Consider the following 10,879-nt stretch of genomic DNA (forward strand, 5'->3'; position numbering starts at 1 on the left):
GAGCAGAACAGGGGCAGGGTCATTGCGAGGACGGCGGCGGTGCTCAGCACACGCGGGGACGGCAGGGGCACGGTGGTTCCCTTCGGGAGGGGCGGGGGTGGGGGGTTGGGGTGGAGCAGGCGGCGCCGCGCGCGAACGCGCTCAGCGCTTGGTGTAGATGAAGCCGATCTTGTCGACCTCGTCACCCGAACGGCCGTGGAAGCCGGCGATCTGCCAGCCGGTCGGCGCGGTGCGGGTCACGCAGTCCGAGGTGGTCGTGCCGCCGGCCAGGGTGCGGCCGGCACTCGTGGTGAACTTGGCGTAGAAGATGCGGGTGTCGCCGTCCTTCTGGCCCTCGCACAGCACCGCCGAGGTCACGTACTCGCCGCTGCCCAGGGTGAGTGAGGCCGCCGTGCCGCCGGTGCCGCCGTGGGTGAGCGTCGTGCCGCCGGCCAGCGTGAGGCCCAGCTGGTCGACGCGGCTTCCGCTGCGCAGCGAGACGCTCGTGGCCTGGGCGCCCGCGGCCACCTTGTCGATGTCGTCGAAGTAGTCGCCGTGCGGCCCGCCGAACTGGTCGCTGAACTGGAAGGCGGCGTTGCGGGACCAGGTGAAGCCGACCGCTACGGGGTCGTGGTCGGAGAGCATCAGGCCGTCGTCGGTGAGGAAGCCGGCGTGCTTGTTGGCGTAGGACGTGGCGCTGAGCGAGACGAGCTTGCTGCTGCGGTAGAGGACCTTGTCGACCACCTCGCAGGTGTCGGTGATCGCGTCCTCGTCGCAGACGAGAGCGTCGCTGCCCTTGGCGGGCGCGCTGCCGCCGCGCTCCAACTGGACCCAGGCGTCGGTGAGTCCGTTGCCCGCGGCGAACTCGGCGATGGTGTCGCCCGTGCGGGTGTACCGGGTGTTGGTGTCGCCCATCACGACCACCGCGTTGCCCGCGGAGTGGCTCTGGATGAATGTGGAGAGCTGGCTGAGGTTGTCCGCGCGCGAGGCCAGATCGCCGTCGTTGGTACCGGCGTTGGTGTGCAGGTTGTAGAAGTCGACGTAGACGCCCTCGGCGAGGCGCTCCCGCATGAAGGTGAAGCCCTTGGGGGTCAGGCAGTCACCCGAGTCGTACTGGCAGGAGTCCCATCCGACCCGCTCGAAGTCGTCGGTGTCGTAGGGGATGTCGGACAGCGTGTTGAGTCCGCTGCCGATGCCCGCGCCGCCGCTGGTGGCGGTGCGGTAGGGGTGGGAGTCGGCGGCGTACAGGTAGGCGTGGTAGTTGAAGTCCTCCTGGACCTGGACGACGTCGTAGGGGCCGAGCCGCCCGCCGATCGCCGTGGTGGCGGACTGGCGGGGGGTGGGGGCGCTGGAGAGGCCGTCGGGGAGCCCGGCCACGTTGTAGGAGAGCACGTTGAACGTGCCCGAATCGGCGGCCGAGGCGGGGGTGGCGCCGGCGGTGAGCCCGCCGAGCGCGGCGGCGGCCGCGGCCAGGCAGGCGAGGAGTCCGCGCATGGAAACGTCTCCTGGGAGTGACGTGCGTGGGTGGGGGACGAACACGTGCAGGGGTGCAGCGGTGGGGGGTGGCTACAGCGGTGTTGCGAGCATGTCAGAACTTACCGCCGGTCACCCCTGCCCCGTCAGCCCCTTCCGCGCATTCCCTCGCCGCCGTGGCCGAGTGTTCACGACCGGTTCAGAACGGCCGGTTCGGCGTGCGCACTCAGGGCGAAGTGCCTTTCTTGCAGGGCCCGTTCGCGCCGCTACAGTCCTCGCCCATGACCGAAGCGAGCCATCTGCGCGCCACCCGTACGGCATACGACACCGTCGCCGTCGACTACGAAGCACTCGCCCGGGGCGACCTCGACGCCAAACCCCTCGACCGCGCCATGCTCGCCGCGTTCGCCGAACTCGTGCGGACGCCGGGCCGCGGACCGGTCGCCGACCTCGGCTGCGGTCCCGGCCGCATCACGGCCCATCTCCGGGCGCTCGGAGTGGACGCGTTCGGCGTCGACCTGTCTCCCGGGATGATCGACGTCGCCCGCCGGACCCACCCGGGCCTGCGGTTCGAGGTGGGCTCGATGGCCGCGCTGGAACTCGACGACGCCTGCCTCGGCGGTGTCGTCGCCTGGTACTCGACCGTCCACACCCCGCCGGACCTGCTGCCGGCCGTGTTCGCCGAGTGCCACCGGGTGCTCGCCCCGGGCGGCCGGCTGCTGCTCGCCTTCAAGGCCGGTGACCTGCATCGGAACGTGGCACACGCCTACGGCCACGACGTCTCCCTCGACGTCTACTGGATGGAGCCCGATCACATCGCCGGCCTGCTGACCGGGGCCGGCCTCGCGATGGAGGGCCGGCTGATCCGCGAACCCGACGCGACCGAGCGACCCCGGCAGGGGCAACAGGGCTTCTTCCTCGCCCACCGGCCCGAGGACTGACGCCCGGACGGGCTCACCGGCCCGGAGACCGACACCGGGCGCGGCCCGTCGACCCGGTCCGACACCGTCCGGGCCCGCCGAGCCCCCTCAGGCCCCCAGGTCGTCCGCGAAATGGCGGAAACCATGGCGTTCGCGGTGCAGCCCCCACAGCGTCTCCGCCAGCACCACCGGATCCTTCCTCTGGTGCCCCGGCTCGATCATCCCCGGGATGATCAGCTGCGCCACGTGAATGCCCTCCGGGGCAAGGGTGTTGTGGATCAGATGGCCGTACGCGCTCTGCGCCGCGAAGGCGACGGAGGTTCCCGCGCGATCGGCGTGCGGGACCACCGCCGAGCCGCCGTTGACGAACAGGACGGTGCCGCGCCCCAGTTCGCGCATCCCGGGCACCACCTGACGTACGGCGGTGACGGCGCCGTAGAGCGAGAACTCGATCGGGCCGGTCAGGTCGTCGGCCGTGGTGTCGAGGACCGGGCGCATGAAGTCCTGCCGCGGCAGCGGGCTGTACTGGAGGACCTCGACCGGCCCGAGGGTGTCGGCCGCCGCGTCGAGCGCCGTGACGAGGGTCGCCGGGTCGTGGACGTCGGCGGTGAACCCCCGCGCGGTGACGCCGTCGGCGGCGAGCGATCCGGCGAGCGCGTCGAGCCGCCCGGCGTCCCGGGCGACGAGCGCCACGCTGTGGCCCTCCCGGCCGAACCGACGGGCGACGGCGGCGCCGAGCCCGGGACCGGCTCCGATGATGGCGATGGTGGTCATGCGATCTCCGAGAGGCAGAGGAGGTGAGGGGGACGGGGGTCGGCTGAGGTCATCGGGGTGCGGGGGCGTTAGCCCCGGACACCACCATGACGGCTCACGGAGCGCCACGGCCCGAAGGCGCGACGGCGCGTCCCGGGGCGACGGGGCCGCGCGCCCCGAGGCGACGGCGGCAGTGCGTCCCGAGGCGACGGGGGCAGTGCGTCCCGGGGCGACGGGGGCGGTGCGCCCGGGGACGATGGGGCCGCGCCTCTCGGGCGACGGCAGCCGCGCCTCCGGGGACGGCGGCGGCCCACGCGCACCACCGCGCGCCCCCACCGGTTTCGTCCCGCGTCGAGAAAGACCGGCCCCGCGCCCGTACCTGCGGGCACGGGATCGCACCACACCCGCGCCACCACGTCCCCGAACGCAGGAGCAGGTACCCCTCATGAGCGCATCCGCATCCGCATCCATCGGCGTCACCGGCCTCGGAGTCATGGGCCGCAACCTCGCCCGCAACTTCGCGCGCAACGGCTACCCGGTCGCCGTCCACAACCGCACTCCCGGACGCACGCGGGCGCTGATGGCGGAGTTCGGCCACGAGGGGACGTTCGTCGCGGCGGAGAGCGCGCAGGAGTTCGTGGCCGCGCTCGAACGCCCCCGCCGACTGATGATCATGGTGCAGGCGGGCGCCGCCACCGACGCCGTGATCGAGGAGTTCGCCCCGCTTCTTGAACCGGGCGACATGATCATCGACGGCGGCAACGCGCACTTCGCCGACACCCGCCGCCGCGAGGCCGCCCTGCGCGGGCGCGGGCTGCACTTCGTCGGCGCGGGCGTCTCCGGCGGCGAGGAGGGCGCGCTCAACGGGCCCGCCGTCATGCCCGGCGGCTCCGCGGAGTCGTATGCCGTGCTCGGCCCCATGTTCGAGCGGATCAGCGCGAAGGTCGACGGCGAACCCTGCGCCGCCCACATCGGCGCGGACGGCGCCGGGCACTTCGTGAAGATGGTCCACAACGGCATCGAGTACGCCGACATGCAGCTCATCGCCGAGGCGTACGACCTGCTGCGTCAGGTCGGCGGCTACGCGCCCGCCGAGATCGCGGAGGTCTTCCGCGCCTGGAACGCCGGCCGGCTCGGCTCCTACCTCATCGAGATCACCGCCGAGGTGCTCGCGCACACCGACGCGGCCACCGGCCGCCCGTTCGTCGACGTGGTCGCCGACGCGGCCGGCCAGAAGGGCACCGGCCGCTGGACCGTGCAGACCGCGCTCGACCTCGCCTCGCCCGTCACGACCATCGCCCAGGCCACCTTCGCCCGCGCCGCCTCGGGCCGCACCGCGCTGCGCGCCGCCTACGCGGATCTGCCCGGCGGTACGACCGCGCCGCTCAGCCGCACCGAGGCGGCCCGCTTCGCCTCGCAGGTCGAACACGCCCTGTACGCCTCGAAGGTGATCGCCTACGACCAGGGCTGGACGATGATCCAGGACGCGGCCGCCGAGTACGGCTGGACGATCGACCTCGCCGCGGTGGCCCGCATCTGGCGCGGCGGCTGCATCATCCGCGCGTCCTTCCTCGACCGCATCCGCGCCGCCTACACGGCCGACCCCGAGCTCGTCGGCCTGCTTGCCGAGAAGGAGTTCGCCGCCGAGATCGCCGACGCGCAGGTTCCCTGGCGGGAGACGGTCGCCTCGGCGGCCCGGCGCGGCATCCCCGCCCCGGCCTTCTCCGCCGCCCTCGCCCACTACGACACCCTGCGCGCCCACCGGCTGCCCGCCGCCCTGCTCCAGGGCCAGCGCGACTACTTCGGCGCCCACACCTACCAGCGCGTCGACCGCCCCGGTGCCCATCACACACAGTGGGCACAGCCGGGCCGGCCGGAGACCACGGCCTGACCGCGGCCCCCGGCCCCGGGTTTCGGGCGGGACGGGCGGTCGCCCGCCCCGCCCGAAACCGCGGCACCTCAAGTCAGCTCTCCACGAGCCTGTGTGAGGTCGTGTCAGGCATCGGGGTCGAAGGAGATCCCCGACGGCATCGAATGCGCCAGTCCGTACGCGAAGTCCGCGTCCTTGATCTTGATGGTCGCGGCGCCGAAGTCGGCGTTCATGAGCTTGTCGCGGTAGCCGTCCGGGTAGCCGTTCCAGCCGACCAGCCGGGGGTAGAACCAGCCGCCGGTGGCGTTCTCCGGCGGCTCGTCGCCCGCGCTCGCGAAGCGGAAGCAGTGCGTGGAGGCGCCGTCCTTGTGGTAGACGACCTTGGGGTGGGTGCCGTCGAAGCGGATCGCCGAGCGGGCCGCGACCTGGTAGCCGGTGTGCTGTGACACCGACACGTACTGCACCTCGTTCCCGCTGATCCACACCACGACGTGCTCCCAGTCGTGGGTGTGCCCGATGGCCGCCGGGCCCAGTGTGGCCTGGTCCTTCTCGAAGTAGCTGGCGTACATCACCGCGCACCAGCCGTTGTTGCACTTCTCCCGTGAGTAGGTGTTGGCACTGGCCAGCTGCGCGTAGTCGTGGCAGTGGCCGTTGACGTCGCCGCCCAGTTTCAGGCCGGGGTTGAGGGTGCCGTCCGCGCCGATGGCGGCCGTCGCGTAGCAGCCGTCCTTGTCGTAGTCGTAGGCGGGCGAGAACGTCTGCTCCAGGCCGTCCGCGTTCTGCGGGAGCTGTTGCAGAACGCTCGCGCCGGCGGGGGCGGGGAGGGCGACGACCAGCGCAAGTGCGCCGAGGGCAGAGGCGAGTGCGGTGCGAAGCACACCGGCTCCTTCGGTGGGGGGTGCGGGGGACGGAAGTCGCCCCGAGCTGATTGCTGAGCAGATTCTCGCTTCCTGGGGCTTGCTTGCGGCGTCAACTTATCAGTTAAATCAAGTCGTGAACTAAGGCTGAGCCGCTTCCAGTTCACGTTTCCGGCACCCGCACGCCACTTCACCCACCCCACTCTCAGGGAAACATGGCATGAGACTCAGATCCCTGGGTGTTGCGCTGGCCGCCACGGCGGCGCTCATCACCCTTCCGGCGGTGCAACACCCGGCCGCCGCGGCAGACTTGCCGCTCTCGCAAGGCAGAACGGCCACCGCCTCCTCGACCGAGAACGGCGGCACCCCGGCCGCCGACGCGGTGGACGGCAACACCGCGACCCGCTGGTCCTCCGCCGCGAGCGACGACCAGTGGCTCCAGGTGGACCTCGGCTCCTCGGCGACCGTCACCCAGGTCGTGCTCAACTGGGAGACCGCGTACGGCAAGGACTACAAGCTCCAGATCTCCGCGGACGGCAGCACCTGGACCGACCTGAAGTCCGTCACCGGCGGGGACGGCGGCATCGACACCGTCGACGTCTCCGGCACCGGCCGCTACGTGCGGATGCAGGGCGTCCACCGGGCCACCCAGTACGGCTACTCCCTCTGGGAGTTCCAGGTCTACGGCACCGCGGGCGGCTCGACCGGCTCCTGCGACACCGCCAACGCCGCCAAGGGGAAGACCGCCACCGCCTCGTCCACGGAGAACGCCGGCACCCCCGCCTCCGCCGCCTTCGACGGCGACACCGGCACCCGCTGGTCCAGCGCGGCCTCCGACCCGCAGTGGGTCCAGGTCGACCTCGGCTCGGTGCAGAGCCTGTGCAAGGTCGACCTCAACTGGGAGGCGGCGTACGCCAAGGAGTTCCAGATCCAGTCGTCCACCGACGGCCAGACCTGGACCACGCTCAAGAGCGTGACCGGCGGCACCGGCGGCTCGACGTCGTACGACGTCAGTGGCTCCGGCCGGTACGTGCGCATCAACGGCACCGTCCGCGCCACCCAGTACGGCTACTCGCTGTGGGAGGTGGGCGTCCACACCGGCACGGGCTCCACCACCGGACCCATCCAGGGCGGCGGCGACCTCGGCCCCAACGTCATCGTCGTCGACCCGTCCACCCCGAACCTCCAGCAGAAGTTCGACGACGTCTTCTCGCAGCAGGAGTCGGCCCAGTTCGGCACCGGCCGCTACCAGTTCCTGATGAAGCCGGGGACGTACAACGGCATCAACGCCCAACTCGGCTTCTACACCTCGATCTCCGGCGCCGGGCTCAACCCCGACGACGTCAAGATCAACGGTGACATCACCGTCGACGCGGGCTGGTTCAACGGCAACGCCACGCAGAACTTCTGGCGTTCGGCCGAGAACCTCTCCCTCAACCCGGTCAGCGGCACCGACCGGTGGGCCGTCGCCCAGGCCGCGCCGTTCCGCCGCATCCACGTCACCGGCGGCCTCAACCTCGCCCCCAACGGCTACGGTTGGGCGTCCGGCGGCTACATCGCGGACTCCAAGATCGACGGCACCGTGGGCCCGTACTCCCAGCAGCAGTGGTACACCCGGGACAGCTCGGTCGGCGGCTGGACCAACGGCGTGTGGAACATGACCTTCAGCGGAGTCCAGGGCGCCCCGGCGACCAACTTCGACTCGGGCCCGTACACCACGCTGGACACCACGCCCGTCTCGCGGGAGAAGCCCTTCCTCTACCTCGACGGCAACGACTACAAGGTGTTCGTGCCCGCCAAGCGCACCAACGCCCGCGGAGTCTCCTGGCCCGCCAACACCGGCGGCACCTCGCTGCCGCTCAGCCAGTTCTACGTGGTCAAGCCCGGCGCCACCGCCGCAACCATCAACGCCGCCCTGGCCCAGGGCCTCAACCTGCTCTTCACCCCGGGCATCTACCACCTCGACCAGACCATCAACGTCACCCGCGCCGACACCGTGGTCCTCGGCCTCGGCTACGCGACTCTGGTGCCCGACAACGGCGTCGACGCGATGCATGTCGCCGACGTCGACGGCGTCCGGCTGGCCGGCTTCCTCATCGACGCCGGATCGACCAACTCCGACACCCTGCTCCAGATCGGCCAGGCCGGCTCCACCGCCGACCACTCGGCCGACCCGACCACCATGCAGGACGTGTTCGTCCGCATCGGCGGTGCGGGACCCGGCCTCGCCACCAACTCGGTCGTGGTCAACAGCAACAACGTCATCATCGACCACACCTGGCTGTGGCGCGCCGACCACGGCGACGGCGTCGGCTGGACGACCAACCGCGCCGACTACGGTCTGAAGGTCAACGGCAACAACGTCCTCGCCACCGGCCTGTTCGTCGAACACTTCAACAAGTACGACGTGCTGTGGTCGGGCGAGGGAGGCAAGACGATCTTCTTCCAGAACGAGAAGGCGTACGACGCCCCGAACGCGGCCGCCATCACCCATGACGGGATCGTCGGCTACGCGGCCTACAAGGTCGCCGACACCGTCTCCACGCACGAGGCATGGGGGCTGGGCAGTTACTGCAACTACACGTCCGACCCGACCATCGTGCAGGCCCAGGGGTTCCAGGTACCGGTCAAGTCGGGCATCAAGATGCACGACGTGCTGGTGATCTCCCTGGGCGGCAAGGGCCAGTACGCCCACGTCATCAATGACACGGGCGCACCGACCTCAGGGACGGACACCGTTCCCTCGAAGGTCACCTCGTTCCCCTGACGCGACCGCGCTCCGGGCCGGCCGCGGGCCGGCCCGGAGCGTGCGCGCAGGGGTGCCGCGGCGTTCGTCAGGAGGGCTTCGCGGCGGACACCGCGGTGGCCTTCACCGTGTTGTCGCACTCGGCGAAGACGCCGTCGTCCAGGGCGACCTGATGGGCGCCGGAGCCGGACAGACCGACCACCAGCGTCGGATACGTCACCGGCGTGGACCCCGACACGCAGTAGCCGTCGGCCTCGCCCTGGACCTGCACGAAGGTGAGCTTCACATACGCCTTGCCGCCCGGCGCCACCGTGACCGGTGACGCGGTGCCGGTGGGCGTGACCGCCAGCGGCTTGTTGTGCTGCGGGGAGCCGTTGCCCGCCCCGGCGACGGTGGGATGCCCCCGCAGCACACAGGCGGTGGCGGAGGCGTTCGTGAACTCGACGACCGCCGCGCCGGTGCCCGTGCCCGGCGGCCGGATCGCGGCCTGGTAGGCGCGCGCCTTCACGTCGTCCACCTTGCAGGTGCGGGTGGCGGGCGCGGCGGACGAGCCGGACCCGGACCCAGAGCCGGACCCGGACCCGGAGCCCGATCCCGACCCGGAGCCGGATCCCGAGCCGGACCCCGTGCCCGACGAGGCGCCCGAGCCCGAGGACGCGGTGCCGCCGGAGCCGGAGGGGGCCGAACTGCCCGTGCCGGAGCCCGGCGTGGAGGAGTCGGAGGCCGAGGTGCTCGCTGCCGGAGCCGAGCCGGTCGTGTCGTCGCCGGTCGTCCGGCAGCCGGTCATCGCCATGGCCGCCGCGGCCACGGCGACCGCCAGGCCGAGAGAGATGTGGCTGCCGCTTGCGTTGCGCATGTGCTTCCCCCGAGTTCGGATCGTACGAGCCCCGGCACGTTCGCCGGTCGCTCGCCGGGGTAGACAGCCGCGCCGCTTCCTGGGTTTCCGCTGTGCGGCTGCTGTGACAACCCGGTGACACGATCAGGTCGTGACCGGAACGCCCGCGCTGGTCAGGGAATGTCCACCGGCTCGTCCGCCTGGCGCAGCTCGGCCAACAACTCCCGCTGACCCACGAGGAGTTCGGTGAGAATGCGGCGCGCCGCGCGCAGCAGTTCGGCGACGTCCCCGCCGGCCAAGGCGTAGGTGACGGTGGAGCCCTCCCGGACCGAGACCACGATGCCCGACCTGCGCAGGACCGCCAGTTGCTGGGAGAGGTTGGAGGGCTCCACGTCGATCTCGGTCAGCAGGTCCCGAACGGGCACGGGCCCGTTCTGCAGGAGTTCCAGGACCCGGATGCGCACCGGGTGTCCGAGCATCCGGAAGAACTCGGCCTTTGCCTGGTAGAGGGGGACCCGCATGGTGAATCGCTCACTCCCTGCCGCTTGCATGGACGGGTGGTCGGCGGTGCGGCGGCCGGCGGTTGCCGCCACGGACATCGTCCTGCGCGCCGATCCTCCTGGCTGGGGGCCCCGCACACCCGTGGGATGTGCTGATCTGGAAGTCGCGAGATGAAAACTTCTGCAAGTCAAGGGTGTGCGTGGCCCCGGTGTCGAGCGTTGGGTCTAGACCTCGATCTCGGCCTCGACGCGGGCGAGTTGATGGCGTGCCATGGCGAGGTTGGACCTGGTCCGATCGAGCACGAGATAGAGGAACAGCCCGCTGCCCTGGCGGCCCCGCACGGGCCGGATCAGGTGGTACTGGCTCTCGAGGGTGATGAGGATGTCGTCGATGTCGGCCGCCAGACCGAGGTGCTCCATCGTGCGCAGCTTCGCCCGGACCACGTCGGTGTTGCCGGCCGCGGCCACGGACAGGTCGAGGTCCTTGCCGCCCCCGAGGGTGCCCAGCGCCATGCCGCTGCTGTAGTCGACGACGGCGGCGCCCAGGGCGCCGTCCATCGCGGTCATCATCTCCTTGAGCGAGACTTCCACGTTCGCCACGGTGTTTCTCCTGACTGTCTGACGGAATGCCTGCCGCACGGACCGGTGGTGCCCGATCCGCCTCGTGCCGTGAACCGTACGGAGCGCGTCCGCGGCCGGTGCCCCCGTTGCCAGGGACTGGCGCAAGGAAGTCCGGAGATCTCGATGTTGTGCGGGCTTTTGATCACCGAAGTTCGTCATCTGCGCGTCCGGGGTTCTGGCACCGTCACGAAGCGTCGTCGGTTGTGGTTGATGGTCTTGACAGCGTGCGCGTGGTTTCGCGACGTTTGAGCCCGCTGTTCGGCAGGGAATTGAGCGGCGCCGGGGGGCGCCGCAGGGGGGAGCGGTCGGCGATGCGTGATGTGGG

Annotated in this window: 9 protein-coding genes; 3 read left to right on the forward strand and 6 right to left on the reverse strand. The window is 71.1% G+C overall.

The window, feature by feature from the left end:
* Positions 1–141: 141 nt before the first annotated feature.
* Positions 142–1,473 carry a jacalin-like lectin gene (locus WN71_RS38165; protein WP_046592430.1) on the reverse strand — a complete coding sequence of 444 codons (1,332 nt, stop codon included), beginning with the start codon at positions 1,471–1,473 and terminating at the stop codon, positions 142–144.
* Between the two features lie 260 nt (positions 1,474–1,733).
* Between WN71_RS38165 and WN71_RS38170 the strand changes: the two genes are divergently transcribed.
* Positions 1,734–2,393 (forward strand): class I SAM-dependent DNA methyltransferase, encoded by a 660-nt coding sequence (locus WN71_RS38170; protein WP_046592429.1) that lies wholly within the window; start codon positions 1,734–1,736, stop codon positions 2,391–2,393.
* An 87-nt stretch (positions 2,394–2,480) separates the two neighbouring features.
* Here WN71_RS38170 and WN71_RS38175 read toward each other — a convergent pair whose 3' ends face one another.
* A complete protein-coding gene (locus WN71_RS38175; RefSeq protein WP_046592428.1) occupies positions 2,481–3,146 on the reverse strand; it encodes an SDR family NAD(P)-dependent oxidoreductase in 666 nt (221 codons plus the stop codon).
* A gap of 424 nt (positions 3,147–3,570) precedes the next feature.
* On the opposite strand from WN71_RS38175, the gene gndA reads away from it, so the two are divergent.
* Positions 3,571–5,016 carry an NADP-dependent phosphogluconate dehydrogenase gene (gene gndA, locus WN71_RS38180; protein ID WP_046592427.1) on the forward strand — a complete coding sequence of 482 codons (1,446 nt, stop codon included), beginning with the start codon at positions 3,571–3,573 and terminating at the stop codon, positions 5,014–5,016.
* A gap of 104 nt (positions 5,017–5,120) precedes the next feature.
* Here gndA and WN71_RS38185 read toward each other — a convergent pair whose 3' ends face one another.
* Positions 5,121–5,873, reverse strand: coding sequence for an NPP1 family protein (locus WN71_RS38185; protein ID WP_046592426.1), 753 nt, complete (start codon positions 5,871–5,873; stop codon positions 5,121–5,123).
* Positions 5,874–6,072: 199 nt separating this feature from the next.
* Between WN71_RS38185 and WN71_RS38190 the strand changes: the two genes are divergently transcribed.
* Positions 6,073–8,619: a discoidin domain-containing protein gene (locus tag WN71_RS38190; RefSeq protein WP_046592425.1), complete on the forward strand. Its 2,547-nt coding sequence runs from the start codon at positions 6,073–6,075 to the stop codon at positions 8,617–8,619.
* A 67-nt stretch (positions 8,620–8,686) separates the two neighbouring features.
* Here WN71_RS38190 and WN71_RS38195 read toward each other — a convergent pair whose 3' ends face one another.
* From WN71_RS38195 to WN71_RS38205, 3 genes are all read right to left on the reverse strand, one after another.
* Entirely contained in the window at positions 8,687–9,454 is a 768-nt protein-coding gene (locus WN71_RS38195) for a DUF4232 domain-containing protein (protein ID WP_079178429.1), read from the reverse strand.
* A gap of 152 nt (positions 9,455–9,606) precedes the next feature.
* Positions 9,607–9,954, reverse strand: coding sequence for an ArsR/SmtB family transcription factor (locus WN71_RS38200; RefSeq protein WP_046592431.1), 348 nt, complete (start codon positions 9,952–9,954; stop codon positions 9,607–9,609).
* Positions 9,955–10,158: 204 nt separating this feature from the next.
* Positions 10,159–10,533 (reverse strand): hypothetical protein, encoded by a 375-nt coding sequence (locus WN71_RS38205; RefSeq protein WP_046592424.1) that lies wholly within the window; start codon positions 10,531–10,533, stop codon positions 10,159–10,161.
* Positions 10,534–10,879 lie beyond the last annotated feature (346 nt).

It is taken from the genome of Streptomyces mangrovisoli (assembly GCF_000974985.2).
Lineage (GTDB): Bacteria > Actinomycetota > Actinomycetes > Streptomycetales > Streptomycetaceae > Streptomyces > Streptomyces mangrovisoli.

Bases quoted from the DNA above. Each gene is read 5' to 3' on its own strand.
- WN71_RS38175 (WP_046592428.1), bottom strand. From the start codon at position 3,146: ATGACCACCATCGCCATCATCGGAGCCGGTCCCGGGCTCGGCGCCGCC.
- WN71_RS38190 (WP_046592425.1), top strand. From the start codon at position 6,073: ATGAGACTCAGATCCCTGGGTGTTGCGCTGGCCGCCACGGCGGCGCTC.
- WN71_RS38165 (WP_046592430.1), bottom strand. From the start codon at position 1,473: ATGCGCGGACTCCTCGCCTGCCTGGCCGCGGCCGCCGCCGCGCTCGGC.
- WN71_RS38195 (WP_079178429.1), bottom strand. From the start codon at position 9,454: ATGCGCAACGCAAGCGGCAGCCACATCTCTCTCGGCCTGGCGGTCGCC.
- WN71_RS38200 (WP_046592431.1), bottom strand. From the start codon at position 9,954: ATGCGGGTCCCCCTCTACCAGGCAAAGGCCGAGTTCTTCCGGATGCTC.
- WN71_RS38170 (WP_046592429.1), top strand. From the start codon at position 1,734: ATGACCGAAGCGAGCCATCTGCGCGCCACCCGTACGGCATACGACACC.
- gndA (WP_046592427.1), top strand. From the start codon at position 3,571: ATGAGCGCATCCGCATCCGCATCCATCGGCGTCACCGGCCTCGGAGTC.